The sequence below is a fragment of the Alcanivorax nanhaiticus genome (genome assembly GCF_000756665.1).
GTDB lineage: Bacteria > Pseudomonadota > Gammaproteobacteria > Pseudomonadales > Alcanivoracaceae > Alcanivorax > Alcanivorax nanhaiticus.
In genome coordinates this window covers 25,613-51,883 of the sequence record NZ_ARXV01000010.1, presented here as the reverse complement: position 1 = coordinate 51,883, position 26,271 = coordinate 25,613, and the positions used below count along the sequence as shown (strand labels likewise).

General features: G+C 57.8%; 28 protein-coding genes. 12 read left to right on the top strand and 16 right to left on the bottom strand.

Annotated elements, in window-relative coordinates; genetic code table 11:
* Window positions 1-82: 82 nt before the first annotated feature.
* From Y5S_RS12660 to ettA, 5 genes are all read right to left on the bottom strand, one after another.
* Window positions 83-1,123, bottom strand: a complete 1,041-nt coding sequence (locus Y5S_RS12660; RefSeq protein WP_035233455.1) for a methyltransferase domain-containing protein — start codon at window positions 1,121-1,123, stop codon at window positions 83-85.
* Window positions 1,124-1,278: 155 nt separating this feature from the next.
* Window positions 1,279-1,509 (bottom strand): zf-HC2 domain-containing protein, encoded by a 231-nt coding sequence (locus Y5S_RS12655; RefSeq protein ID WP_035233453.1) that lies wholly within the window; start codon window positions 1,507-1,509, stop codon window positions 1,279-1,281.
* A complete protein-coding gene (locus tag Y5S_RS12650) occupies window positions 1,503-2,105 on the bottom strand; it encodes an RNA polymerase sigma factor (protein WP_035233452.1) in 603 nt (200 codons plus the stop codon). The genes Y5S_RS12655 and Y5S_RS12650 overlap by 7 nt, the downstream gene beginning before the upstream one ends.
* Before the next feature lie 3 nt (window positions 2,106-2,108).
* The gene (locus tag Y5S_RS12645) at window positions 2,109-2,468 is read right to left on the bottom strand and encodes a PilZ domain-containing protein (RefSeq protein WP_035233451.1); all 360 of its coding nucleotides are present in this window, start codon (window positions 2,466-2,468) and stop codon (window positions 2,109-2,111) included.
* Between the two features lie 91 nt (window positions 2,469-2,559).
* Window positions 2,560-4,227: an energy-dependent translational throttle protein EttA gene (gene ettA / locus Y5S_RS12640; RefSeq protein ID WP_035233450.1), complete on the bottom strand. Its 1,668-nt coding sequence runs from the start codon at window positions 4,225-4,227 to the stop codon at window positions 2,560-2,562.
* A gap of 255 nt (window positions 4,228-4,482) precedes the next feature.
* On the opposite strand from ettA, the gene glyA reads away from it, so the two are divergent.
* Genes glyA through nrdR form a run of 3 tightly spaced genes read left to right on the top strand, consistent with a single transcriptional unit; the run spans window position 4,483 to window position 6,677 of the window.
* Window positions 4,483-5,739 carry a serine hydroxymethyltransferase gene (glyA, locus tag Y5S_RS12635; RefSeq protein ID WP_035233449.1) on the top strand — a complete coding sequence of 419 codons (1,257 nt, stop codon included), beginning with the start codon at window positions 4,483-4,485 and terminating at the stop codon, window positions 5,737-5,739.
* Window positions 5,740-5,780: 41 nt separating this feature from the next.
* Entirely contained in the window at window positions 5,781-6,137 is a 357-nt protein-coding gene (locus Y5S_RS12630) for a four helix bundle protein (protein ID WP_035233448.1), read from the top strand.
* 57 nt (window positions 6,138-6,194) lie between these two features.
* Window positions 6,195-6,677, top strand: coding sequence for a transcriptional regulator NrdR (nrdR, locus tag Y5S_RS12625; RefSeq protein ID WP_035233447.1), 483 nt, complete (start codon window positions 6,195-6,197; stop codon window positions 6,675-6,677).
* Between the two features lie 148 nt (window positions 6,678-6,825).
* Here the strand turns inward: nrdR and Y5S_RS12620 are convergent, their stop codons facing one another.
* A complete protein-coding gene (locus Y5S_RS12620; RefSeq protein ID WP_035233524.1) occupies window positions 6,826-7,773 on the bottom strand; it encodes a sodium-dependent bicarbonate transport family permease in 948 nt (315 codons plus the stop codon).
* The gene (locus tag Y5S_RS12615; protein WP_035233446.1) at window positions 7,763-7,969 is read right to left on the bottom strand and encodes a hypothetical protein; all 207 of its coding nucleotides are present in this window, start codon (window positions 7,967-7,969) and stop codon (window positions 7,763-7,765) included. Before Y5S_RS12615 ends, Y5S_RS12620 begins: the two co-directional genes overlap by 11 nt.
* Before the next feature lie 95 nt (window positions 7,970-8,064).
* On the opposite strand from Y5S_RS12615, the gene Y5S_RS12610 reads away from it, so the two are divergent.
* From Y5S_RS12610 to Y5S_RS12570, 9 genes are all read left to right on the top strand, one after another.
* Window positions 8,065-9,033, top strand: coding sequence for a LysR family transcriptional regulator (locus Y5S_RS12610; protein WP_197055144.1), 969 nt, complete (start codon window positions 8,065-8,067; stop codon window positions 9,031-9,033).
* A gap of 9 nt (window positions 9,034-9,042) precedes the next feature.
* Window positions 9,043-10,176 (top strand): bifunctional diaminohydroxyphosphoribosylaminopyrimidine deaminase/5-amino-6-(5-phosphoribosylamino)uracil reductase RibD, encoded by a 1,134-nt coding sequence (gene ribD / locus Y5S_RS12605; RefSeq protein WP_035233445.1) that lies wholly within the window; start codon window positions 9,043-9,045, stop codon window positions 10,174-10,176.
* A gap of 154 nt (window positions 10,177-10,330) precedes the next feature.
* The gene (locus Y5S_RS12600; protein ID WP_035233444.1) at window positions 10,331-10,996 is read left to right on the top strand and encodes a riboflavin synthase; all 666 of its coding nucleotides are present in this window, start codon (window positions 10,331-10,333) and stop codon (window positions 10,994-10,996) included.
* A gap of 151 nt (window positions 10,997-11,147) precedes the next feature.
* Window positions 11,148-12,257, top strand: a complete 1,110-nt coding sequence (gene ribBA / locus Y5S_RS12595) for a bifunctional 3,4-dihydroxy-2-butanone-4-phosphate synthase/GTP cyclohydrolase II (RefSeq protein WP_035233443.1) — start codon at window positions 11,148-11,150, stop codon at window positions 12,255-12,257.
* Window positions 12,258-12,385: 128 nt separating this feature from the next.
* Complete coding sequence (ribH, locus tag Y5S_RS12590; RefSeq protein ID WP_035233442.1) at window positions 12,386-12,856, top strand: 6,7-dimethyl-8-ribityllumazine synthase; 471 nt, start codon at window positions 12,386-12,388, stop codon at window positions 12,854-12,856.
* Between the two features lie 84 nt (window positions 12,857-12,940).
* Window positions 12,941-13,396: a transcription antitermination factor NusB gene (gene nusB, locus Y5S_RS12585; protein WP_035233441.1), complete on the top strand. Its 456-nt coding sequence runs from the start codon at window positions 12,941-12,943 to the stop codon at window positions 13,394-13,396.
* Between the two features lie 14 nt (window positions 13,397-13,410).
* The gene (gene thiL, locus Y5S_RS12580) at window positions 13,411-14,370 is read left to right on the top strand and encodes a thiamine-phosphate kinase (protein WP_052041588.1); all 960 of its coding nucleotides are present in this window, start codon (window positions 13,411-13,413) and stop codon (window positions 14,368-14,370) included.
* A 63-nt stretch (window positions 14,371-14,433) separates the two neighbouring features.
* A complete protein-coding gene (locus tag Y5S_RS12575) occupies window positions 14,434-14,919 on the top strand; it encodes a phosphatidylglycerophosphatase A family protein (RefSeq protein WP_035233440.1) in 486 nt (161 codons plus the stop codon).
* 528 nt (window positions 14,920-15,447) lie between these two features.
* Window positions 15,448-16,683, top strand: a complete 1,236-nt coding sequence (locus Y5S_RS12570) for a GGDEF domain-containing protein (RefSeq protein ID WP_035233439.1) — start codon at window positions 15,448-15,450, stop codon at window positions 16,681-16,683.
* A gap of 311 nt (window positions 16,684-16,994) precedes the next feature.
* On the opposite strand, the gene dxs is transcribed toward Y5S_RS12570, so the two are convergent.
* From dxs to Y5S_RS12525, 9 genes are all read right to left on the bottom strand, one after another.
* Window positions 16,995-18,914: a 1-deoxy-D-xylulose-5-phosphate synthase gene (gene dxs / locus Y5S_RS12565; protein ID WP_035233438.1), complete on the bottom strand. Its 1,920-nt coding sequence runs from the start codon at window positions 18,912-18,914 to the stop codon at window positions 16,995-16,997.
* Between the two features lie 120 nt (window positions 18,915-19,034).
* Window positions 19,035-19,931, bottom strand: coding sequence for a polyprenyl synthetase family protein (locus tag Y5S_RS12560; RefSeq protein WP_052041587.1), 897 nt, complete (start codon window positions 19,929-19,931; stop codon window positions 19,035-19,037).
* A complete protein-coding gene (gene xseB, locus Y5S_RS12555; RefSeq protein ID WP_035233437.1) occupies window positions 19,921-20,163 on the bottom strand; it encodes an exodeoxyribonuclease VII small subunit in 243 nt (80 codons plus the stop codon). The genes Y5S_RS12560 and xseB overlap by 11 nt, the downstream gene beginning before the upstream one ends.
* A 576-nt stretch (window positions 20,164-20,739) precedes the next feature.
* Entirely contained in the window at window positions 20,740-21,798 is a 1,059-nt protein-coding gene (locus Y5S_RS12550) for a porin (protein ID WP_035233436.1), read from the bottom strand.
* A gap of 18 nt (window positions 21,799-21,816) precedes the next feature.
* On the bottom strand, window positions 21,817-22,257 hold the full coding sequence (locus Y5S_RS12545; RefSeq protein WP_035233435.1) for a universal stress protein: 441 nt from the start codon (window positions 22,255-22,257) through the stop codon (window positions 21,817-21,819).
* A gap of 24 nt (window positions 22,258-22,281) precedes the next feature.
* Window positions 22,282-23,565: a TRAP transporter large permease gene (locus Y5S_RS12540; RefSeq protein WP_035233434.1), complete on the bottom strand. Its 1,284-nt coding sequence runs from the start codon at window positions 23,563-23,565 to the stop codon at window positions 22,282-22,284.
* 3 nt (window positions 23,566-23,568) lie between these two features.
* Complete coding sequence (locus Y5S_RS12535) at window positions 23,569-24,144, bottom strand: TRAP transporter small permease (protein ID WP_035233433.1); 576 nt, start codon at window positions 24,142-24,144, stop codon at window positions 23,569-23,571.
* Between the two features lie 165 nt (window positions 24,145-24,309).
* On the bottom strand, window positions 24,310-25,377 hold the full coding sequence (locus Y5S_RS12530) for a TRAP transporter substrate-binding protein (RefSeq protein WP_231552684.1): 1,068 nt from the start codon (window positions 25,375-25,377) through the stop codon (window positions 24,310-24,312).
* Between the two features lie 364 nt (window positions 25,378-25,741).
* Window positions 25,742-26,158 (bottom strand): acyl-CoA thioesterase, encoded by a 417-nt coding sequence (locus tag Y5S_RS12525; RefSeq protein ID WP_035233432.1) that lies wholly within the window; start codon window positions 26,156-26,158, stop codon window positions 25,742-25,744.
* Window positions 26,159-26,271 lie beyond the last annotated feature (113 nt).

The following is a 26,271-nucleotide window of genomic DNA, read 5'->3' as shown; positions in this document are numbered from 1 at the left end:
TAACGAGTTACGAAGATCAAAAGCGCGGCCCTTCAGGGTTTTGCCTTTCGAAAATCGCAACTCGTACCTCGCTACTTTGTTCCTAGCAGCAGCTTGCCGCGCCGGCTTGCTCGTTATCTTCAAAAGGCACATTCAATCCGCAACCTTCGAAGATGCCGTAGTGGGTATCGAAGTTACCGATAAAGTCGAAGTGTTCCGCAAAACGACTTTTCTCCAGCATCAGCCAGGTGTTGCCGCATACCGGGAACACCTTGCCGGTTTCGATGATGTGGTGGTCATCGAGCATGAATGCATGCGGGCAGTTTTCCAGGGAGCCTTTGTAAATGACTGCCTGGCCGTAGTCTTCGCAGGCGGGTTCCAGGGCGTCGATGTTGAACAGCCGGTAGGTGGCAGAGTAGAAACGGATGTTGCCGAGTTTTTTCTCGATGGCTGGATTCTCGATGGTCAGACGACGAGACTCGACCAGGCGTGGGTCGGCGAACCCGCTGCGCTTGCCCAGATTGATGAAGTCATTCCAGTACAGGGCCCCTGAAAGGCATTCGCCATACAGCACGGGATCATTCACCAGCGCGCCCGGCACCCTTCGATCTGCATACACATCGGAAAAGTAGAATTCGCCACCGGGTTTGAGCAGCCGCTTTACATCCCTTAGGACCTTGGCCTTGTCGGTGCTCAGATTGATGACGCAGTTGGAGATGATGATGTCGAAATAACCGTCCTGCAGATCCAGGTTGTCCAGTTCTTCAATGTAGCCTTTCAGGAAGCGTACATTACTGTTGGCGTAGCCGAACAGGTCGCGGTGGTAACCCTGATGACGACGCGCCACATCCAGCTGTTCGTCGGTCATGTCTACGCCCACCACTTCGCCCTGTTCACCCACCAGGGCCGACAGGAGATACACATCACGACCCGAGCCGCTGCCAAGATCCAGAATGCGCATGCCGCTTAGTTGCTCAGGGGCCACCAGCCCGCAGCCGTAGTAGCGCATGACCACTTCATCATGCAGCTGCGCCAGCAACGGTTTTAAATGTTCCGGAGGTTCCTGGTCGCAACAGGCATTGGTCTGCAGGTCCTCGCTGGATTGCAGTTGCTTGCCGTAGTAGTCCTGGACATCGTTACGCATTGGGTTCTCCAGAAATTCGTCGTGGTCTCGAATCGGGCTCGTCAGTCGCCAGCTCAACACACCACAGCCATTCTAGGGGGCCGAGTGTTTGGTGGGGATGATAAAAATTGCAAAGCAGGCGTAGTAGCGGTCAGCCAAGGTGAAGAGCGCGTGAGTCAGTGCTCGTGATCCAGCTTATCCAGGATGCCTTGCACCTGCTCATCGCTGGCAGGAGGCGTATTTTTACCATTAAGTGATGTCACCAGCGCATGCAGCTGGCGAACATAGCGCCGACAGTGGTGGCACATCAGCAGATGCATGCGCAGGGCGAAATGCTCTCGCCAGCTTAGCGGCGTGCCGTCCACCAGGGCGTCGGCCCTATCGACTACCTCTTTGCATTTCAGCACTCGCCTGTCTCCTGAAAATGATCCACCAGCTCAAATAGTCGGGCCCTGGCCCGATGAAGCAGGACTCGAACATTGGATGCGCTGATGTCCAGCATGTTACAGATGGCATCAAAGTCCATGCCCTGCATGTCGCGCAGCTCCAGTACCAAGCGCTGGTTTTCTGGCATGCTGTCCAGACATTTGGCCATGCAATGACGGAGTTCATCGCGGGTGAGTAGCGAATCGGGGCCGCCCAGATCCCACTGCTGCGGCCCCTGTTCCCAGTGCCCCCCATCACGAAAGCGGTGGGCGAGAGGGTCACTATCATCGGTAGGATCAAACTGGATTTCGCGCCCTTGCTTGCGCAGCATCATGCGGGCCTGATTGATAACGATCCGGGTTAGCCAGGTACGCAGTTGGCTGCGTCCTTCAAATTTGCCGATGGCGCGATGCGCTGAGATCCAGGCATCCTGAACGGCTTCTTCGGCATCAGCAGGGGAGAGCAAGGAGCGGGCGGTGGCCAGCAAGTAGCCATGATGGTGTTTCACCAATTGCCCGAAAGCGGCTCGGTCTCCCTGCTTCAACTTGGCTATAAACTGCGGCCCATCCAGCTCCAAGAATCAGTGCTCCGGGCTCAGCAGGCTGGCGGGGTTGTCGTCACCTTCGTCGCCGTCGTTCAACATGACCAGACGACGCAGGTGCTGCATGTCGTCCACGGAGGGCTTTTCGAACATGATGCCGATATCCCGCCCTTCCTGGCGTTTGACGCGGCCAGGCAAGGTCAGTGCGATATCAGAATCTTCGAGGATGATCTTGAGTGATACCGGAGAGGCGTCCGGCAGGGCCAGCGGCGTTTCACTATGGACGCGGGCGCCCAGAACAGACAGATCCTGCAGCTCCACAGGGAAACTGTCTTGTTGGAAGATCAGGGTTGCTTCGCCATCAAATTCAATGCGATTAACCCGGCGCCGTTCGCTCATCAGCGTTTCCTTTTACTGGCAACGGACTACTGCCAACGGATGCTGGCTTGCGGTCTGCCCCGGCTACGGCTGCCGGGGCGGCCGCAACGGGTCAGACGTCGATCCGTTTGTACTTCATACGCTTGGGTTGCAGGGCTTCGTCACCCAGCTGCTTGCGCTTGTACTCTTCATACTCGGTATAAGAGCCTTCAAACCACTCTACTTTAGCATCTCCTTCAAAAGAAAGAATATGCGTAGCGACACGATCCAGGAACCAGCGATCGTGCGAGATCACGATGGCACAGCCGGGGAACGCCAGTAGCGCTTCTTCCAGTGCCCGCAGGGTTTCCACATCCAGGTCGTTGGTGGGCTCATCGAGGAGCAGCACGTTGGCTCCCTGCTTGAGCAGTTTGGCCAGGTGCAGACGGTTGCGTTCACCACCGGACAGATCGCCCACGCGCTTCTGCTGGTCGCCACCCTTGAAGTTGAAGCGGCCCAGATAGGCGCGGCTGGGGACTTCGTAGTTGCCGATGCGCAGGATGTCGTTACCGTCGGACACTTCTTCCCACACGGTCTTCTTGCCTTCCAGGTCTTCGCGGCTCTGGTCCACATAGGCCATCTGAACGGTTTCACCGGTGGTGATTTCGCCTTTGTCCGGAGTTTCCTGGCCGGCCAGCATGCGGAACAGGGTGGTCTTACCGGCACCGTTGGGGCCGATGATGCCGACGATGGCACCGCGCGGCACCTTGAAGCTCAGGTCTTCATAGAGCAGCTTGTGGTCGAATTCCTTGGCCACGCCATTCAGCTCGAACACCTGCTCACCGAGACGCTCACCCGGCGGGATGTATAGCTCCTGGGTTTCGTTGCGTTTCTGGAATTCCTGGCTGGCCAGTTCCTCGAACGCGGCCACACGGGCCTTGTTCTTGGCGCGGCGGCCTTTCGGGTTCTGGCGCACCCACTCCAGTTCCTTTTCCACCGTCTTGCGGTGGGCAGATTCGCTCTTGGCTTCCTGCTCGAGACGCTGCTCTTTCTGCTCCAGCCAGGAGGAGTAGTTGCCTTTCCACGGAATACCTTCACCGCGGTCCAGTTCCAGGATCCACTCACAGGAGTTGTCGAGGAAGTAACGGTCGTGGGTGACTGCCACCACGGTGCCGGGGAATTCGTGCAGGAAGCGCTCCAGCCAGGCCACGGATTCCGCATCCAGGTGGTTGGTGGGTTCGTCCAGCAGCAGCATGTCCGGGGCGCTCATAATCAGGCGGCACAGGGCCACCCGGCGGCGCTCCCCCCCGGACAGGTGTTTGACACTGGCTTCCCAGGGCGGCAGACGCAGGGCGTCGGCAGCGATCTCCAGCTTGCGCTCAAGATTGTGGGCGTCGCTGGTTTCGATAATGGCTTCCAGCTTGGCCTGCTCGGCGGCCAGCTTGTCGAAGTCGGCGTCTTCTTCGGCGTAGGCCGCATAGACCTCTTCCAGGCGCTTCTGGGCATCGAGAATCTCGGACAGGGCCTCTTCGACGATTTCGCGGACATTCTTCTCAGGATCCAGCTCCGGCTCCTGAGGCAGGTAGCCGATCTTGGTGCCAGCCTGGGGTCGCGCCTCACCAAGGAAATCCTTGTCCACACCGGCCATGATCTTGAGCAGGGTGGATTTACCGGAGCCGTTCAAACCCAGCACGCCAATCTTGGCGCCGGGGAAGAAGGACAGGGAAATGTCTTTCAGGATGTGCTTCTTGGGCGGGACAACCTTGCCCACCCGATCCATGGTGAAGATGTACTGGCTCATAAACTCCGACCGCAGTGTCGTTAAGTGTGCGGGGTTGGCGTGATGATAGAGGCCGACCCCGGCGGAATGGCGCCTAAGCTAACGGAAACCGCCTTCGAGTAAAAGGCCGCAGGCCCCGGAACCGGGCGATTTGGCCGGGTTCTGGGGCATGAGGCGACTGATGGGTTCCCTTGAGGCGTCTTCATGTGTCTTTAGCGGCAGTTTTGGTTAGAATACGCGCCCTCGAATCCACCAAATATTGCGCAGGGTTAGCCCATGTTCCCGAAATCCATGTCCATTGCCGAGTTCGATCCGGAAATCCAGGCGGCCATCGAGGCCGAGGAAGTCCGTCAGGAAGAGCACATCGAACTGATCGCTTCTGAAAACTATGCCTCCCCGCGGGTCATGGAAGCCCAGGGCTCCGTGCTGACCAACAAGTACGCGGAAGGCTACCCCGGCAAGCGCTACTACGGTGGCTGTGAAAACGTGGACGTGGTGGAGCAACTGGCCATCGACCGTGCCTGTGAGCTGTTCGGCGCCGACTGGGCCAACGTGCAGCCGCACTCCGGTTCCCAGGCCAACGCTGCCGTTTACATGGCCATGTTGCAGGCTGGCGACACCGTGCTGGGCATGAGCCTGGACGCCGGTGGTCACCTGACCCACGGTGCCAAGCCGAACTTCTCCGGCAAGACCTACAACGCGGTTCAGTACGGTCTGGACACCGAGACCGGCCTGATCGATTACGAGCAGGTGGAAAGCCTGGCTCGCGAGCACAAACCGAAAATGATCGTGGCGGGTTTCTCTGCCTACTCCCAGGTAGTGGACTGGCAGCGTTTCCGTGATATCGCTGACGAAGTGGGCGCGATCCTGCTGGTGGACATGGCCCACGTGGCCGGTCTGGTTGCCGCTGGCGTATACCCGAGCCCGGTAGGCATTGCCGACATCACCACCACCACCACCCACAAGACCCTGGGCGGTCCCCGTGGTGGTCTGATCATGGGCAAGGCCAACGAAGAAATTCAGAAGAAGATCAACTCTGCGGTATTCCCCGGTGGCCAGGGTGGCCCGCTGGAGCACGTGATTGCCGCCAAGGCGATTTGCTTCAAGGAAGCCATGCAGGCGGACTTTAAAGGCTACCAGCAGCAGGTAGTGAAGAATGCCCAGGCCATGGCCAGCGTGTTCATCGAGCGCGGTTTCGACGTGGTCTCCAACGGCACCGAGAACCACCTGTTCCTGCTCAGCCTGATCAAGCAGGACATCACCGGTAAAGATGCTGACGCCGCCCTGGGCCGTGCCTTCATCACCGTGAACAAGAACGCCGTTCCCAACGACCCGCGTTCCCCGTTCGTCACCTCCGGCCTGCGCATCGGCTCCCCGTCCATCACCCGCCGTGGCTTCGTTGAAGCCGACGCCAAGGAACTGGCCGGCTGGATCTGTGACATCCTCGACAACATGGGCGATGAGTCTGTGATTGAGAGTGTTAAAGGGAAGGTGAAGGAGATTTGTGCTCGGTTGCCGGTGTATGAGCGGTAATTGATAATTGACAATGGATAATTGATAACTGGAGGCCAAGGATGGCTGAAGGTAGTGCGGCGCGGGAGAAATCCCGCGCTTTTGCGTTGCGGGTTGTGAAAGTTTGTCAGTATCTGCAGGAGCAAAAGCGGGAGTACGTACTGAGTAAACAGCTCTTGCGAAGCGGCACGGCAATTGGTGCTCTTGTGAGAGAAGCTGAGCAGGCCGAGAGTCGGGCAGACTTTATTCACAAGCTCTCCATTGCGCTCAAGGAAGCCAGCGAAACACAGTATTGGCTGGATTTGCTGACGGAGTCTGGTTATTTCGAGAAGCGTGCAGGAAACTCTGTGCTGCAGGACGTGGATGAGTTGTTGAAGCTGCTCACCTCGATTATAAAAACCTCAAAAAGCCGAAGGTAATCGGATTTCGGGTTTTCGTTATCAATTATTAATTATCAACTATCAATTGAGGTTTTTATGTACTGCCCATTTTGCTCTGCCCAGGACACAAAGGTGATCGACTCCCGTCTGGTGGCTGACGGTGGGCAGGTGCGGCGGCGGCGGGAGTGTCTCAGTTGTAATGAGCGCTTTACCACGTTCGAGACCGCCGAGCTGGTGATGCCACGGTTGGTAAAATCCGATGGTACGCGGCAGCCGTTTGATGAGGCCAAGCTGCGGGCGGGGATGCTGCGGGCGCTGGAGAAGCGGCCGGTGAGTATGGAAGATCTGGAAGCGGCCATCAGCCGGGTCTGTCACCGTCTGCGCGCTACCGGTGAGCGCGAACTGCCCGCCCGGGAATTGGGCGAGTTTGTGATGGAAGAGCTGCAGCAGCTGGATGATGTCGCCTACGTGCGTTTTGCGTCGGTATACCGCAGTTTTCAGGATATCTCCGAGTTTTCTGCCGAGGTGGATCGTCTGCGTGGCAAAGGCGGCAGCAAAGACGACGATCTGGAAAAGTAGCGGGCCCGCCTGCCGTCCTGATGGGACATCGACGATGTCGCCCATCGCAGCCTTTCTTGTTTTTGTCTTGTGATGTTTTCTTCAGACGGCAGCCTGGTGGCTGCCGTCTCTCTCTTATGACTCTCTTATTGCCAAACTGGCAGGCTGATCATGGGCTGACGGCACTCCCCTGAAGCCACTGGGCCAGCAGCAGGTAAAGAGGAATGCCGGCCAGCACATTGAACGGAAAAGTGATGCCCAGAGAGGCCGCCATGGAGAGTGTGGCGTTGGCCTGGGGCAGCGCTACCCGCATGGCGGCAGGGACGGCGATGTAGGAGGCGCTGGCGCCCAACACTGCCAGCAACGTCACACCGCCCACCGATAAACCCAGTCCATGGCCGAGCAGGGAGCCCAGTCCTCCTGCCAGCAGGGGCATGAAGACCCCGAAGGCCGCGAGGAAAGGGCCGTCCTGTTTCAGTGCGCTGAGCTGTTCGGTGGTGATGAGCCCCATTTTCAACAAGAACAAGGCCAGCGCCCCTTGGAACAGGTCCATGAAGAAGGGAGTGATCTTGATGAGGCTGCCCCCGGAAAATGCGCCAATGAGCAAGCCGCCCACCATCAACACAATCCCAGGACTGAGGAGCGTTTCATGGGCCAGTTCACGGCTGGCGAGCCCCGCAGACAGCCCTCTGGCCAGCACTAGTCCGACAATGATGGCCGGGATTTCCAGCAGCACCACGAACAGGGGGAAGTAAGCCTCATAGGTGACCCCGGCGGCATCCAGTACTGCCACGGCCACCGCGTAGGTAGCGACGCTGACGCTGCCGTAGTGGGCGGCAATGGCGGCGGCATTGATCTTGTCCAGGCCACCAATCTGACGCAGCAGGGGGAAGGCCAGCAGTGGCAAAGCGGCACCAAAGCCAATCACCAGCAGCGACTGCCAGATGATGCGTGAGCTGGCATGTTCCGCCAGGGCGGCACCGCCCTTGAGACCGATGGCCAGTAGCAAAAACAGTGTCAGACTCTGATACAGGCCGGTGGGGAATGGCAATCGTACCTTTAGCACCCCGGCGACCAGACCCAGCACAAAGAACAGCACCACCGCATCAAGCTGCATGGGCATCCCCCTCGCCAGCGGACACGGCCGTAGTGTCGGGCCGGCGACCGGCCAGCCAGGCCAGTGGCAACAGCGCGCCGCCAATCACGCCCAAAGGGGCACCGGCATGGCCGTTCAGGTACAGGGTGGCGGCTAAAGCCAGATTGAGCAGGGCTACCAGGCAGATAAACAAACGTTGACGGGTAATCAGTGACATAGGGCCTCCCTTATGAAAACGGGGGCATTATCCAGAGAAGCAACATTAGATAAAAATAGATACTATCTAGTTTTTATATAGATAAAAATCTAATCATGAGTCGATTGCACGCCCGGGTGGGCACCCTGAGACAACTGGAGATCCTGCTCGCGGTTCACGATACCGGTACGGTCACGGCTGCCGCCGAGGCGCTGCACCTGACGCAGCCGACGGTGTCCATGCAGCTGCATAAGCTCGCGGATGCCATGGGGATTACCCTTTATGCGCAGCATGGCCGAAAGCTGCGTTTTACCGACGCGGGCCTGGCTGCGGTCGCCTCTGCCCGCCGGGTGATGGAGGAGTTCGAACATCTGGATATGACCCTGGCGGATCTGCGTGGTCTGAAAGCCGGTACCTTGCGGTTGTCAGTGGTCACCACCGCCAAATACTTCGTGCCGCATCTGTTGGGGCCGTTCTGCGAGCGTTATCCCGGGATTGAGGTGTCATTCCATGTGGGTAACCGGGAGCAGATCATCGAGCGTCTGGAGGCGGGGCTGGATGACTTCTATGTGTTCAGTCATGTTCCGGGCGGGTTGTCGTTGGAGTCCAGTGCGTTCCTGGATAATCCGCTGGTGGCCATTGCTGCCGAGGGGCATGCGTTATCACGACAGCCCGCGCTGAGCCTGGAGGATATTGCCAGAGAGCCATTCTTGATGCGCGAGTCGGGTTCCGGCACCCGGCATGCCATTGAGCAGTATCTTCAGCAGCAGGGACAAACGCTGAACGTGAAAATGACGGTAGAAAGCAATGAGGCTATCCGTCATTCGGTGATGGCTGGGCTTGGTATTTCGATCCTTTCTGCCCATACCCTGAATCTGGGTGGGTGGGTCGGCCTGTCGCCGTTGCGCGTGGAAGGGTTGCCCATCGTGACCCAATGGCATCTGGTCAGACCCTCGCGCAAGCGTCTCTCGGTGGTGGCTGGCGCGTTCCAGCAGTTCATGGAAGAACAGGGGCGGGCCGTGTTGGCAGATTTTGTTGAGGATGCGGGTCGCTTTGTTGCGGCATCCGGGGCCGGCATCAAGTAGAATACGCCCATGTTCACCGACTTCGACCGCCAGATGATGGCGCGGGCCCTGCAGTTGGCCCGCCGCGCTCTTTATACCACCGACCCTAATCCACGGGTGGGGTGCGTACTGGTGCGTGGTGGTGAGATTGTCGGTGAGGGTTTTCATGCCCGTGCGGGCGAGCCCCACGCTGAGCGTCATGCTTTGGCTGCCGCCGGTGACAAAGCCCGCGGCGCTAACGCCTATGTGACTCTTGAACCCTGTTCCCATACCGGCCGTACCGGCCCCTGTGCGGATGCGCTGCTAGAGGCGGGAGTGTCCCGCGTCGTCGCTGCCATGCAGGATCCCAATCCGCAGGTGGCGGGGCAGGGTCTCAAACGGTTGGCGGATGCCGGTATCGAGACGGCTTCCGGGTTGCTGGAGGCCGAAGCGCTGGCGCTTAACCCCGGCTTTATTTCCCGCATGACCCGCCAGCGTCCCTTTATTCGTATCAAGATTGCTGCCAGCGTGGATGGCCGAACCGCCATGGCCAGTGGTGAATCGCAGTGGATTACCGGGCCTGCCGCCCGCGAAGACGTACAGCGGTTGCGGGCGCGCAGTTCTGCGGTGATTACCGGGGTGGGCACGGTGCTGGCGGATCGCCCCTCCTATACGGTGCGCCCGGATCAGTGGGTGCTTACTTCCTATGACAGTGACTGGGTGCGCCAGCCGCTGCGGGTGATTCTGGATCGCACCCTGCGCACGCCCCCCAATGTGCCGGTAGTGAGTGCGCCGGGGCATTGTCTGCTGGTGGCCGGGGAACGTCATGACGGGCGCCAGAATGCGCTGGAGTCTGCAGGGGCTGAGGTGATCCATTTACCGGCCTCTGGTTCCGGCATCGACCTGCAGCAGTTACTCAAGGAATTGAACCGGCGCGAATGCAATGAAGTGCTGGTAGAATGTGGCGCCACGCTGGCCGGGGCCTTTGTTCGTGAAGGGCTGTTCGACGAGCTGGTGGTGTACATGGCGCCGGCGCTGTTGGGCTCTTCCGCGCGCCCGCTGTTGGGCCTGCCGCAGCTGGCCACCATGAGCGAGAAGGTATCGCTGCGGTGGCAGGATGTGCGAATGGTGGGGAATGACCTGCGCCTGACACTGGTTCCTGATGACTTGCAAGTTTCAAGTTGAAAGTTGCAAGGCGCGGGAGAGGGTGTCACTTCGCAAAGGCCGTGCTCGCGGGGTTGTAATGGCGACAAACGCGGCGGTTGAGACTAGCCGTATTGCACGGCGTTAGCCGCGTTGAATCTTGTAACTTGAAACTTGCTTCTCCAAGAGGTTTTCCATGTTTACCGGCATTATTGAAGCCATGGGTACCGTGGCCGCGATGACCCCGAAAGGCGGGGATGTGACCCTGCTGGTCAAGAGTGATGATCTGGACTTTGGCGATGTGCAGCTGGGTGATTCCATTGCCGTGAACGGTGTCTGCCTCACCGCCACCGCCTTGCCGGGTGGCGCGTTTGAGGCGGATGTGTCCGGTGAGACCCTGTCGCTGACCTCTCTGAAGCAGATCACCGTGGGCAGCACAGTGAATCTGGAAAAAGCCCTTACCCCGACCACCCGGCTGGGCGGGCATCTGGTCAGTGGGCATGTGGACGGGCTCGGCAAGATCGTCGAGATGAAGCAGGATGCCCGCTCCGTGCGGATCGATATTGAAGCACCGAAAGAACTGGCCAAATATATTGCCCACAAGGGCTCCATCACCGTGGATGGCATCAGCCTGACGGTGAACAGTGTGTCCGGCGCGGTGTTCTCCCTGAACATCATCCCGCACACCCAGGACATCACCACCATCGGCCAGTGGAAGGTGGGGACGCCAGTGAACCTGGAAGTTGATATAATCGCCCGCTATCTGGAACGCCTGCTACTGGGAGAGAAGGCCGCCGAGCCCACATCCCAGGGCATTTCCATGGCGTTTCTGGCGGAAAACGGGTTTTTGAAAGGCAGTTGAAAGTTGCAAGTTACAAGTTGCAAGGCGCGTCAGGTCTGATCTGATCTTGATGGGCCCTGCCCGCGAAACGCAAAAGTGTAAATGTGCACCGGCGTTTATCCGCGTTGAAACTTGTAACTTGAATCTTGCAACTCCAACAGCGAGTGAAGTTATGCAGCTCAACAGTATTGAAGAACTGATCGAAGATATCCGTCAGGGCAAGATGGTTATCCTGATGGACGACGAGGATCGGGAAAACGAGGGTGATCTGGTGATGGCGGCGGAGCATGTGGATGCGGCTGCCATCAACTTCATGGCCAAGTATGGCCGTGGCCTGATCTGTATGCCCATGTCCCGCGAGCGCTGTGAGCTGCTGGAACTGCCTTTGATGGTACAGAGCAACGGCAGTGGCTTCGGCACCAAGTTCACCGTGTCCATCGAGGCCCGGGAAGGGGTGACCACCGGGATTTCTGCTGCCGATCGTGCCCGCACCGTTCAGGCTGCGGTGGCGCGCAATGCCAAGGCCTTCGATATCGTGCAGCCGGGCCACATCTTTCCGCTGATGTCCGAGCCGGGTGGCGTACTGCGCCGTGCGGGTCACACTGAAGCGTCCTGTGATCTGGCCCAGCTGGCCGGTTGTGAGCCGGCCGGGGTGATCTGTGAAGTCATGAACGAAGATGGCTCCATGGCCCGTCGTGAAGACCTGGAAGTGTTTGCCAAGGAGCACGATCTGAAAATCGGTACCATTGCCGACCTGATCCAGTACCGTGCCCTGAATGAAAAGACCATCGAACAGGTGTCCGATAATGTGCTGGATACCTGGTATGGCGATTTCCGTCTGGTGGCGTTCCGCGACACTGTAGACGGTCTGACCCATGTGGCGCTGGTGAAGGGCGAGATCAGTGAAGAGAAGGAAGTCACCGTGCGGGTGCACCAGGTGGATCCGCTGCGCGATCTGATGAGCGCCAAGATGAATGGTCGTACCGGCTGGAACATGCATCGGGTGCTGGAAGCGGTGTCCGAGGCAGATGCGGGTGTGGTGATTATTCTGGGGCAGGATTATGACTCTCAGGATATGGTCGAGCGTCTGGACACCTTCTTCGGTGGCGAGCCACGCAAGCCCAAGGGTGAGTCCCGTGCCTACCGCAACATTGGCACCGGTTCCCAGATTCTCAAGGCGCTGGGTGTGCGCAAGATGCGCCTGCTTAGCTCGCCCATGCGCTTCAACGCACTCAGCGGTTTCGATCTGGAAATCACCGAGTACGTAGACGCGGAAAGCTGACAAACCACCGGACGTCTGAGGTCGGGCGTCGGGTGACAAGATCAATAGCGTCAGACGTCAGACGTCAGACCAAACGTTTAACACTGCGTCGGTTGCCGTGAGCCTCCGGCACTGACAGGAAGGCAAAAATGCAAAACATCAAGACTCTCGAAGGTTCCCTGAACAACGTTGGCGGCCGTTACGGTATCGTCGTTGCCCGCTTCAACAGCTTCGTCGTTGAAGCCCTGCTGGAAGGCGCAGTGGATGCGCTGGTGCGTCATGGTGTGAGCCGCGATGACATCGAAATCATTCGCGTACCGGGTGCCTGGGAACTGCCAGTGGCGGTGAAGAAAGTGATCGAGAAACGTGATTATGACGCAGTGATCACCCTGGGTGCGGTGATTCGTGGTGGTACCGCTCACTTCGAATACGTTGCTGGCGAAGCGGCCAAGGGCCTGGCTGGCGTGCAGAACGCCACTGGCGTACCGGTGATCTTTGGTGTGTTGACTGTGGACACCATCGAGCAGGCCATCGAGCGCTCCGGTACCAAGGCTGGCAACAAGGGTGCCGAAGCCGCCATGTGCGCGCTGGAAATGGTTTCCCTGTTCAAGGCACTGTAATCAGGCAGGGCATAAGACACCTGTCGCCTGACGATGCGCCCTCGCCTTCGGGAGAGGGCGCTTTTGACTGATCAAGAGATTGTTATGAGCCAAGCCACACCCGCTGCCCGTCGCAAGGCACGCCGTTTTACCCTTCAGGCGCTGTATCAGTGGCAGCTGGCTGGTGCCAGTGTCACCGATATCGAAGCCCAGTTTCTGGCCAATAATGATTTTGCCAAGACCGATCGCGAGTACTTTCACGATCTGCTGCACGGTGTGCCCGGGCAGGTGAAGGAGCTGGACGAACTGCTGACGCCGTTTCTGGATCGCCGTGTGGAAGAGCTTTCCCAGGTGGAAAAAGCCATCCTGCGCATGGGGGCCTTCGAACTGAAGGAACGCCTGGATGTGCCTTACCGGGTGGTGATCAATGAAGGTATCGAACTGGCCAAGGTGTTTGGTGCAGAGGAATCCTTCAAATACGTTAACGGTGTGCTCGACAAGCTGGCGCGCAAACTGCGCTATGAAGAAGCCTCCGAACGTCCCTCCTCCAAAGATGACTAAGTTATACTGGCGGCATGACTTCCGCTTCCTCCTCCGATAACCCGCTGGATGAGTTTTCCCTGATCCGGCGGTATTTTCACCATCAGCCGCACCATGCCGGGCAGGGCGACTCCGTCAGCATGGGGCCGGGTGATGATGCCGCCATTCTGATTCCCCCTCCCGGCCAGCAGCTGGTGATGACCCAGGATACCAGTCTTGAGGGGCGTCACTTTCCTGCGGACATGGCGGCGGCAGATGTGGGCTATCGCTGTCTGGCTGTGAACTTGTCCGACTTGGCTGCCATGGGGGCCTGCCCCCTGTGGTTTCTGCTCTCCTTGACGCTGCCCGAAGTGGATGAAGACTGGTTGGCCGGATTTTCACACGGCATGTTCGAGCTGGCGGATGCTGCGGGCATTGCCCTGGTGGGTGGGGACATTACCCGCGGGCCCTTGGCGGTGTCGATTCAAGCCACCGGCGCTGTGCCTGCGGGGCAGGCGTTGCGGCGCAGTGGCGCAAGGGCAGGGGAGCGGATCTGTCTGGGAGGCGTGACTGGCGCAGGGTTGCATGGTCTGCATCTGTGGCAGCAGGGGCGTCGTGACGGACCGGCGATTGATCATTTTCGTCGTCCGCAACCGCAACTGGAGCTGGGTCAGTCTCTGCGAAAGCGAGCCTCTGCCTGTATCGATATCTCCGATGGGGTGCTGGCGGATTTGAATCATGTCCTCGACGCCTCTGGTGGTTTGGGGGCTCAGCTGGATGAGGCCGCATTACCGCTGGATGCTGCTATCCTGAGTGACTGTGATCATCAGGAGCAACGCCGGCTGCAGTTGCAGGGCGGTGACGATTACGTATTGCTGTTCACGCTGGCGACAGATGAACCGATACCGGCAGGATGCCATGTTATCGGTCATATTGAGGAAGCGCCGGGTATCCGGTTAAAGACGATGGCCGGAGAGATTCGGTCACTGTCAGCAAAGGGTTGGCAGCATTTCTGATAAGAGCGATGCAATACGCATCATGCAACACGCGACTGGCAAAAAATATAAAAGAGAAACTGAATGGAACTGAAACGTCCGAAGATGAGTAACCCGGTGCACTTTCTGGCCTTTGGTTTTGGTTCCGGCTTGGCGCCGGTGGCGCCGGGGACCTTCGGTACGGTGGCGGCCATGCCGATCTGGTGGCTGTGCGCGCAGCTGCCAATGTGGGGTTACTTGCTGGCTACGGTGCTGGTGATCGCGGTGGGGCCGTACCTGTGCGGCAAGACTTCCCATGACATGAATGTGCACGATCACCCGGGCATCGTCTGGGATGAAATCGCGGGCCTGTTGGTGACCATGATTGCTGTGCCGGTGACTCCCCTGGGGGCGTTGGCAGGTTTTCTGGCGTTCCGCTTCTTCGACATCATCAAGCCCTGGCCCATTGGCTGGCTGGATCGCCGTGTGGAAGGCGGGCTGGGCATCATGGTGGATGATCTGCTGGCCGGCGTGTACGCAGCCGTGGTCATGCAGCTGCTGATTGTCTTCCTGCCTTCCTGGTTTTCTTAGGGCCTGTCATCCCGGTAGTGTTCACAGGCTCTCAGCGGCTGCTGAAAAGGCGCATCGCGGATTAGCAGGAAAACCTGACGGGACATGAGTATCTGCCGACCTTACCGGCATTGCCTGACCGAGGGGATTTTCCGATGCGGCCCGCCGCCTTTTGTGGGAGCGGCGGTTCCGCCGCGATGTGCCGCACCATGATGGAAGCTTAGTATCGTGGTCGCACCTAGAGGTTAATCTTCTTCCCTCTGTGAGCTCCGTGATCTCTGTGGTTAAGATCGCTTTTAACGGCCTGCTTAAGGCTGCTGTCGCGCCTGGGCTCCTGCTCCGAGGGCTGGCGCGGCACCCATCGCCACTCGTCGGCTGCCCCCGGGCTTTCCTCTACCGATGAAGACTGGATCACTTTGCAATTCCCTGCATTTTGTCATGATATCGTTCTGTCACTACCGTTCAGAAGTTGGTAATGGTCTGGCAGAGCAGGAATATCTAGCCTGAAATTGTGACGAGTGTCCGTTTTGGGTGTGCAAAGGAATTGCCATGGCAGAAACAGATCCCCGTTCCAGGCGAGTGGTGGTGCCCGGTGTGCGCTGGTTGCGCTTTCCTCGCCGGCTGGAAGCGGAATATCGTGATTACCAATGCCTGGAGGCTGTGGATAGCTTCCGGGTAAAGGCTTTTTATATTCTGTTTCTGTACATGCTGCTGGTGACCGGTATTTATGCGCTGGCACCAGAGGCGGTGCTGGGGTTGTGGCTGGGCACCTATATCTGGGTTGGGGTGATTGTGTTGGCGGCGGGCGTGCTGGCCCAGTTCCGAGCCCTGGACCGTTATTTCCCACTCTATGCCGGCTTTGGCAGTTTTCTCGCGGTGACGTTATCCATGGCCATTCCGGGCTTTCTGGATGAGCCTGAATCGGTGCAGCTGGCCAACGTTTCGGTGATTTATGCCCTGGTAATTGTGTACGCCATGGTGGGCCTGCGTTTCCCGGTGGCGACTCTGGCCTGTTGGGCTGGCGGCATGGTCGGCTGGTTTATCGCCGAACACTTCGGGCGTGGCATCGACTGGTTGATGGCGCATCGGACTTATACCGGTGTGAGTCTGCTGGGGATGTTTCTCTGTTACACCGAGGAAGTGCGTGGTCGCTTGCTGTTTTTCAACCAAAGCCAGCTATTGAGGCAGCAGCAGAGAACCCAGCGACTGGCTGAGCGACTCCATCGCCTGAGCCGGGAAGACAGCCTGACGTCGCTGGCCAATCGCCGTTATTTTGACGAGGCACTGGATCGCGAATGGCGCAGGTGTCAGCGCGATAAACGACCATTGGCAATCATGTTGGTGGATGTGGATCGCTTCAAGGCCTACAACGATCACTATGGCCACTTGCAGGGCGATGAGTGCCTGCGCGCACTTGCAGAGGAGTTGGGGCGTTACAGCCGCAGGGGAGGCGATCTGGTGGCGCGCTTCGGGGGGGAGGAATTTATCCTGTTGTATCCAGGGGTGGATGAAACCGAGGCGGTAAGATTGGCGTCCCGTTTATGTCGTTCGGTGCGTGCCCTGGGTATCCCGCATGCAGACAATCCCACCTCGGGTGAGGTCACCATCAGTGTCGGCGTGGCGGTGAAGACCCCTGCTGACGGAGGAACCTCCCTCCAGCTTCTGGATGAGGCTGACAGGGCATTGTATCAGGCCAAACAGAGCGGCAGGGACAATTGGCGTCTCTACGAACCGCCGCCAACGGTTCGCCTGGTCAGCGATAATGGCAATCGCAAGGAAGATTAGGGCAAGCCTGTTGCTGCAGTGGCGACGCTTGATGCGCGTTCATCCCCTCATGTCCCCAATGGCCAATAATCGGGGTATGGCATTCAAGGCAATCTGCTCCTCATAGGCGCATCGAGGCGGAACCACTGCTCCTACAGATAGGGGAGGCGCTTTCTGTTTTGTGGGAGCGGCGGTTCCGCCGCGAAAAACAGGCACGATTTGCGACCGCACCCGGTGGGCATAGAAAATGCCGCTCCTGCAGCAAGGCAGTGCAGTCAAGGTTTTTGATGTGGATGCCCCGTCAGGCTTTCCCGTTATGCCGGGATGAAATTTTAATTTTCCCGGGCCTGCGGCAGGGGCTGGCGGCTGAGTCGTTCGCGAATGCGTTGCTCAATGCTGTCGGCGTCCAGCCCGGCTTCAGCCAGCAAGGTCTCACGTTTACCGTGATGAATAAACTGATCCGGCAGAGCCAGATTCAGCACATCCATGACAATCCCTTCTTCATTCAACAGTTCATTGACGGCAGAGCCCGCGCCGCCCATGAGCTGATGGTCTTCAACGGTGGCAAGAAGGCTGTGACTGGCCGCCGCACGCACAATGGCATCGCGATCCAGCGGCTTCACCCAGCGCATATCAATGACGGTCGCGTTGAGCGCTTTGCCGGCCTCAAGGGCGACACCGGTGAGCGCGCCAAAGGCAAGAATTGCAACGTGTTGGCCTTCCAGCAGGGTGCGGGACTGACCAACCGGCAGGGGCTGTAGTGGTTGCAGGATCTCAACGCCGGGGCCAGTTCCACGAGGGTAGCGGACTGCGGAAGGGCCTTCATGGAGGTAGGCGCTGGTCAGCAGTTGGCGGCACTCGTTTTCGTCGGACGGGGCGGCGATGATCATGTTGGGGACGGTACGCAGGTAAGCCAGATCGAAGACTCCACCATGGGTGGCGCCGTCCTCACCGACCAGACCCGCACGATCCAGCGCAAAGGTCACATCCAGATCCTGCAGGGCCACGTCATGGATCAGCTGATCATAGCCGCGCTGCAGAAAGGTGGAGTAAATAGCCACTACCGGCTTCTGCGCTTCACAGGCCAGGCCTCCAGCCAGGGTGACGGCGTGCTGTTCGCAGATGGCCACATCGTGGAACCGCTCTGGATACTGCTTGCTGAAGGCCACCATGCCGGAGCCTTCGCACATGGCCGGGGTAATCGCTACCAGGCGTGGGTCCTCCGACGCCATGTCACACAGCCACTGGCCAAACACATCCTGATACTTGGGCGACTTGGGCTTGGCCGGGACGGCGACTTGTACCTTCGGTTTGGGTTCAATCTTGTTGAGGGCGTGATAGCCCACCGGGTCGGCTTCTGCCGGGGCGAAGCCCTTGCCCTTGGTGGTGTAGACGTGCAGCAGCTGCGGCCCTTCCAGGTCGCGCATGTTGTCCAGGGTGCGTACCAGCTCGTCCAGGTTGTGACCGTCGATGGGGCCGATGTAGTTGAAGCCGATGGCCTCAAACAGCATGTCCGGGCTGACCATGTTCTTCATGCTCTCTTCGGTACGGCGGATAAAATCCCAGGCCGCCGGCATGGTAGAGAGTACACGCTTGCCGCCTTCACGCAGGGCGATATAGCTTTTGCTGGCCCAGATGCGGGCAAAGTAATTGGACAGCCCACCTACGTTGTGGGAGATCGACATATTGTTGTCGTTCAGGATGACCAGCAGGTTGGAGCGGGTGTGTGCTGCGTGGCTCATGGCTTCGAAAGCTTGACCCGCGGTCATGGCGCCATCGCCGATAATGGCTACGGCACGGCGGTCACTGCCCGCCATCTCGGCACCCAGAGCCATGCCGAGGGCGGCGCTGATGGAGGTGGACGAGTGGCCTACACCGAAGGTGTCGAATTCGGATTCGCTGCGCTTGGGGAAGCCAGAAAGACCATGTTGCTGGCGAATGCTGGTCAGAGCCTCGCGGCGCCCGGTGAGAATCTTGTGTGGGTAGCATTGATGGCCCACATCCCACACCAGCCGGTCCTCCGGGGTGTTGTACAGGTAGTGCAGGGCCACCGTCAGTTCAACGACCCCCAAGCCGGCACCAAAGTGACCGCCGGATTGACCTACTGCGTACAGTAGATATTCCCGCAATTCATCCACCACCCTTTCCAGCTGGCTGGCAGGCAGACGGCGCAGTTCTGCCGGGCTGTTCAGGGTGTCCAGCAACGGCGTGCTTGGGCGCGTCAGTGGAATCTGCGTAAAGGTCTTGGGCATAACGTCGAATTGCCTGGTTCGGTACTGGCTGCGTCGGGAAGCCTGTAAAAAGGCGCTTTGGTTCCGGTCAGTAAGTCGTGATCGTCGTGTTGCTAGTATACAGGCCCTTGGGGCGAGCCGTCAGTGATTGCGGGCAATGATGTACTGCGCCAATTGTTGCAATGGGGCGGCGCGCTCGCCATAGCCTGCAAGCGCCTCTTGTGCCTGCTCGCACAGCAGGCGGGCTCGCTCACGGCTGGCGTCCAGCCCCAGCAGGGACGGAAAGGTGCTTTTGGCGTGCTTTTCATCCGAACCGGAAGGTTTGCCTAGCTGCTCGGTATCCATGGTGACATCGAGGATGTCATCCTGAATCTGGAAGGCCAGACCAACGGCGTCACCGAAGCGGGTCAGGGCATCCAGCAGGGCAGGGTCGTCAATTTCAGCGGCGAAATAGCCCAGTTGAAGGCTGACGGTGATCAGCCGACCGGTTTTCAGAAAATGCATTTCTTCCAGTGCGGCCACGGTTTGCTGCTGGCCGTGGGCTTGCATGTCCTGCATTTGTCCCGCTGCCATGCCGTCTGCCCCAGAGGCCTGAGAGAGCTGGCGAATCATGGCAATGCGGGTATCCGCGCGGAATTCACCATTGCAGGCCAGGAGTTCGAAAGCCCGGGTGTGCAGGGTGTCTCCGGCAAGGATGGCCGTCGCTTCATCAAATGCCTTGTGGCAGGTGGGCTGGCCACGGCGCAGATCATCATCATCCATTGCTGGCAAATCGTCATGTACCAGCGAATAGGCATGAATCAGCTCTACGGCGGTAGCGGGGATGTCCGCTTTGGCGAGCGGCGCGCCGGCCAGGGTAGTGGCACCATATACCAACAGCGGGCGTATCCGTTTGCCACCACTGAGCGCAGCGTAGCGCATGGCCTGGCTGAGTCTGCTGGCAGCTGTGTTTTCCGGCAGCAGCTGATCCAGGCTGGTCTCCAGCCGATTGATGCAGGTGGTGCGCAATGTGTCCAGCGCGGGAAAGCTATTGCTCATTGTCGTCGCCAGTGAAAGGCTCTGGTTCGGCGTTACTGTTCTGTTCAAGCAGGATACGGACTTTCTGCTCTGCCTGTTGTAGTGCCTGCTGGCAGTCCCGTGACAGGCGAACCCCTTCTTCAAAGGCTTTCAGGGATTCTTCCAGCGTCAACTCGCCGGATTCCATCCGTTCCACCAGCGATTCCAGGTTATCCAGTGCGGTTTCCAGGGCGGGGGACGCCTTTTTGGCCATGGGGGTCTCCAGGAGGGTTGATGGCACGGGGGAATGATACGGCGGCAACAGTAAATCAGCCGGAGGGGTGAATCAATCCGTTTATGGACTGAAACTGACCGTGCAAAGGCCTGAAATGACTCACCAAGGCATATTGTAACTTATTGATAGTGAGAGGTATTTTGGCGGAACCAGGGGGGCGTTGCGATTGATTCCAAATGGTTCTAAAGAAAGGGTTTCAGCCCCGCCCTGTGCCTGCTTATAGTGAAAGACCCGCCGGAATCTGCAGGGTGACTTCTTCCTCTGATCTCCTAAGCTATGGCGTGAGCTCTGCGGCGCCGGCGGGGTTCCTTCTACGCTGAACACAACACGCAAAATACGCTCGTGGCCTGTCCTGACTCTGTAACCGTGAGGCTGTGAGAGCTTGCCTGCAAGCGATGCGGGCCTGGGCGAGGAACGGGGTTCGAGTGACGAGGAGCGAGTTTCGAAGGTCAAAAAAAGGCCGCGTCCCGGTTGGGCGCGGCCTCTTTGCTCTCAGGCCTGGCAAAAGGCTTGTTCCGCATTGTTGCAGGAAGCGTGGCGCAGGTTGCGCCTCAGTCAAAAGTCATAGCGCAGGCCCAGCGAGAAGGCCTGACCATCGCTTTCCACATGATAGCCTGCCAGAGGATTGAAACTTCTGGAGGTGGGGGTGTAGATGGCGTAACCCAGTTCCTCATAGAAGTAATCCGCAAACAGCTTCAGGTTTTCACTGTACTGGTAGTCGAGACCGACCTGGTAGGAATCGCCCTGAAAGAAGGCGGCGGGATCGTCGGTTTCCTCGCCATTGGCAAACATGGCTTTCACCGTGTATTTGTCCCAGCTATAGGACCCATACAGGTTGTAGGTGACCGGATCTTCGTCCTGCAGGCCATCAGCGTTGGATAGCAGTTGCTCTACCTTGGCGGCAAAGCGCCAGCCGCCGAGTACATAAGCTGCAGATACACCAGCCTGGTCGGCGTTATCGGCCGAATCCTGCTCGGTGTCCTGATAGGCGAGTCCCAGAGTCAGATCGCCCAGTGCCCACGACATGGCGTATTGCATGGTATCCAGATAGCTGGTGCCGGCTTCATCGGTTTGATCCACCGCGGAAACAGAGGCAGTCAGCCCCGCCATGCTTGGCGTGGTGTAGGTGGCCGCATCCCGGCGGAAGGTGGCCTGGGTTGCATAGCCGGAATAGAAAGAGCTGAAGAAATCGACCGGATAAGCGACGGTGTTGTAGTAGGCGAGCCACTGAGTGCCTACACGCAAGCTACCCAGATTTTCCGTTGTGGCAGTGATATCGGCAACACGGGGTTTGTTATTCCCTTTGTAGCCTTCCTGGAAAAAGGTGGGATCTTCCGCGCGGAGCAGGGCTGAATTGATTGGAAATTCCAGGGTGGCGTTAATATCTACCCAGTCCAGATCGTTATAGGCGGCGGTGACACCAAGCCGCGAATAGGCATCCCGAAGGCCGGTATAGGAATCATCCTCACCGGGTTGGGCTTCATCCACAGACACGGCTTCCGTCTGAATTCGCAAAGACCCGTAAGGGGTGACTTCCAGCGCCGCATGGGCGGGTAGGGTAAAGAGACCGGCAAGTACTGCTGAGGACAGCCTCAAGGTGCGTGCTTGGTTCATGGTTTTCTCCCTCTGGTTTCAAACAATCAGTACCGGGCAGCGGGCCATGCTGGCCACCCGTTGGGACACACTGCCCAGAAAATAGCCGTCCACATCGCTACTGCTGCCGCGCGCACCCATGACGATCAGATCCACCTCGTTGTCACTGGCAAAACGGACAATGGCTCGGGATGGCCTGCCGCCCTTGACGAAGGCGCGAATATTTTTGGCTCCGGCGCTCAGGGCTTGTTGTTTGGCTTGTTCTGCTACCTCAGAAGCATATTCGCGTAATGCATCGTCGGGGATCTGGACATCCTTGGGGCGAACCATGGATAACGACGCTTCAAAAAGGCTGTGATGTTTGAACACGCACAATAGATAAAGCTCGGCATTGCTTGCCTGCTGGAGGTGGGCTGCGTGATCCAATGCCAACAACGCTTGCTGGGAGCCGTCGATGGGAACCAGTATTCGCTTGTACATGCCAGCCTCCTTGCCGAGTGTTGTTTATTGGAAGAAAAGGTCTCTCAGAAACAGAGCAATCTGCGGAAACAGAATGACCAGTAACGTGGCCCCCATCAGCATAAATACGAAAGGCGGCGTGCCACGAATCACTTCCCAGTAAGGGCGCTTGAAAATGGCGATGGCGGTAAAGATGTCGCAGCCAAAAGGTGGTGTGGCAGAACCGACAGCTACCATCATGGTGATGAGAATGCCCACATGCACCGGATCCAGCCCGGTGGATGCCACTGCCGGCGCAAAAATCGGGGTCAGCACCAGAATGACCACGATCGGATCGACGAACATGCACGCGATAAAGAAGGCGACAGCGATAGCGATCAATACCCCGGTAGGGCCGGCCTCATTGATTCCTACTGCGCCGAGTACTGTTTGAGGAATCTGGGCAAAGGAAATGATCCATGAGAAACCATTGCCCACGGCCACAAGGATAAACACCACCGCGGTGATCAGGCCGGTGGATTTGGCAATCGCATAAATATCCATGGCCTTCAGGGAGCGGAAGATCAGGAACTCCAGAACCACGGCATAGAGCACACAGGCAGCAGCCGCTTCTGTGGGGCTGAATATTCCACCATAAATCCCGCCGACAATAATGACCGGAAAACCCAGTGGCCATAGCGCTTCGCGCACAGACTTGATGCGTTCACCCCAGCTGGCTTTCTCTTCCGTGGGGACATCCATGCGATAGGCGTAGATGATGCAGTAAACCGAGAACATCAACAGGATCAGCAGCCCGGGGCCAATGCCGGCGATAAACAGTTCGGCAATGGAAGTGCCGGAAATGACGCCGTAAATAATCATGCCAATGCTGGGTGGGATCAGGAAGGCAATGTCACTGGCGTTGATGATCAATGCCAGCGTGAAGGAATCCTTGTAGCCGGATTGCAGCATGCGCGGCCGTAATGGTGAACCCACTGCGACTACGGTTGCCTGGGTAGAGCCAGAGACGGCACCGAACAGTGTGCATGACGCTGCTGTGCTTACCGCCAGCCCGCCTTTTATATGGCCAATAAACGCCATCACCATGTTCACCAACCGGTTAGCGGATTGGCCGCGTGTCATGATGTCGGCGGCAAGAATGAACATGGGTACCGCAATCAATGCGGTGGGGCGGATACCTGCCAGCATTTGCTGGATAAAGAAGTCCATGCGGTCGAAGCCGTCGAACATCATCACAAAGCCGACAATGGCGCCGAGAATCAACGGTACCTTCATGGGGAAACCGAACAGCAGCAGCACCAGCATGACAAGAAACATGATCCAGGCCATTGATCAGATCTCCGTCTCTTGTTCGTCGTATCCATCCAATACGGTGGTCGACAGGTAAACATCCCGCGAAACAATATTCTTGACCGCCGTCATCAGGTACTGGAGGCCGGTGACGGCGAGGCCGACGGGCACCCACAGATAAATCAGATAAATGGGAAAGCCCAGAGTGGGCAATACCCGGCCCGTTTCGTACACGGAGTGGATATAACTTACGGAATACCAGCAGAGGAAAAACATCACTGCGGAGGTGACGAAGCTGATGATCACCATCATCACGCGTCGCACCTTGGTCGGGAAGACGTCATACAGGGCGGACATGCGAATATGTCGCCCGTGGCGTGCCGCATAGCCGATCCCGGCAAAGGTGATGAGAATAATGAGGATCCGGTTTACTTCTTCAGAGAAGTGAAGGCTTTCGCCGAACAGAAACCGGCCGACAACATTGGCAACAGTGTTGACCGCCATCAGCAGAACGCCTACGGCGAGAATCACCGCCTCAATGCGAGCAATCCCGTCATCAACGGTGCCCAGGATACCGGGGAGGCTGGATGGCTGGTGTTCCGGGGATTCTTCCGACATGGTGATTTCCCTTGTTCTGTCGGTGGCGTGTTCTACCGAGGACGCCTTGACCGGTCTTCCCTGACCGGCCTGTCATTCCGGGCCGGGCAGGAGAGATGCGTCCCTGCTCGGCTGGATGATGTTCAATCTCCAAAGCATGGCAGGCCTGCCCGGAGATAGTGGTAATTATTCTTCTGCGGCGGTGCTGTCTTTCAAATCCGCCTTGAATTGGTCAAGCAGTTGCTTGCCCCGTTCGCCGGTCATTTCGATAAATTTGGCTTCCACCTGGGGGGCCCGGTCACGAAATGCCTGACGCTGAGCTTCGTTGAGGCGGGTTACCGTGACTTCTTCACTGTCTTGCTGGATTTTCTTCAGCATCTTGTCACCCAGGCCGGGGACATAGTCGAAAATGTATTGGCGCGCGTAAGCAGTGGCATCCTGCACCAGCTTTTTATTGTCATCAGACAGGCCGTTATAGAATTCCTGATTGGCCATCATCGCGGTCACAAACTGGCTATGACCCGTAAAGATCAGGTTGGGTGAAACTTCATAAAGTCCACCGGACTGAATCCAGAAAATGGGGTTTTCCTGACCCTGAATGATGTTGGTTTGCAGGGCTCCATATACTTCGCCCCAGGGAAGAGGGGTAGGGGTGGCGCCAAACGCTCTGTAGGTTTCGGACAGCAGAGGGTTGGTCATCACACGAATGTTCTTGCCTTTGAACTCTTGCGGAGATGTCACTTTTTCATCGGCTGTGACGACAACTTCCCCTTCAGGGTACATGGCTAACAGCTCCAGGCCCTGCTCCTCGTAGAGGTCCGGAAACATGTCGTTGATGGCATTGCTGTTTTTGAAGAAGCTGACAATTTTTTCATCGCCAACCGGTAGAAGGTACGGAATGAAAAAGATCTGAGCTTCAGGAATCAGTGAGCCGGTAAAGCCGGGAGACTGATTGACGAACTGCAGTACGCCTGCCTGAGTGAGCTCCATGATGTCATCGGATTCGCCCAGTTCACCAAAGCGGTGAATTTGCACGGTGTTGGGGGAATTATCTTCAATATATTCCTTGAACTTGTAAGCGAACACATCCTGTACATCGCCTTCATATTCTTCATGGGCATAACGCCAGTTTTGCCCTTCGTTCTCTGCGTTGGCGGATGACGAGTTACTCTCGTTGCCGCTGTCACTACATGCTGCCAGCGCTGCCATCATGAGGGTTGCGATGATGGCAGCAGGGACGGATCGAAGGTTCATGGCGATATCCTCTCATTGCCTTTTCTTTAAATTTTTTAACCACAGCACGTCCATTGTGCCGGATTGTTGTAAACAGTCGTTGTGCACCACCGTGGCAAAGGAAAACCGGGATTGCAAGGAAATGGCCCGATTTATCCGGGTTTTTCCGGGGATTTAGGGTGGTAAAGGCATTAAAAGAGGGGGATTAAAGAAAATATCAGGGAGATTTAAAGCGCAATTGCAGTGAGGAATTTGAAAATGAGGAAGTGGAAAAGCCGCAATTTTTATTATGAGTAAAGCGGTATGGTGACGCTGAGAAAAAGAGTGCACAAAGAAATAGAGAAGAGATGTGCTCTGGCTGCTGGATCGGGTTGGTGGCGGGCGATCAGCCCGGAGGCTGTTCTGCGTCTGCCGTGTCGAGATGCATATTCAGCTGTTCGCGCTGTTCATCCGTAATGGGCTGGCTTTGTCGTGTGGCCGCGTTGAAGCTGACCAGGGTGGCTTTGCCTACAGCGGTAAGTACGCCGTTTTGCCATGCACGTTGTACGACTTCCAGAGAACGATTGCCGATCTTGCCAATGGTGGTTGTGACGGTGACCGGGCTGCCGAACAGCGATTCGGCCTTGAAGGTAATGTCCATGTGAACCATGGCCAAACCGTTTTCGCCGGCTGTCGGGTTGTGGGTGAAAATGGCAATCACAGGCTCTCTGGCCTCCAGAAACCAGACCGGTAGAACCGTGTTGTTGATATGCCCGAGGGCGTCTGTTTCACAGAAGCGGGGGCGCAGGGTTGTTGTCCACATGGGGGAAGTATGGCGCAAAAATGGCGCAGGGCAATGATATTTAGCTACGAGCTACGAGCTACGAGCTACGAGCTACGAGCTACGAGCTACGAGCTACGAGCTACGAGCTACGC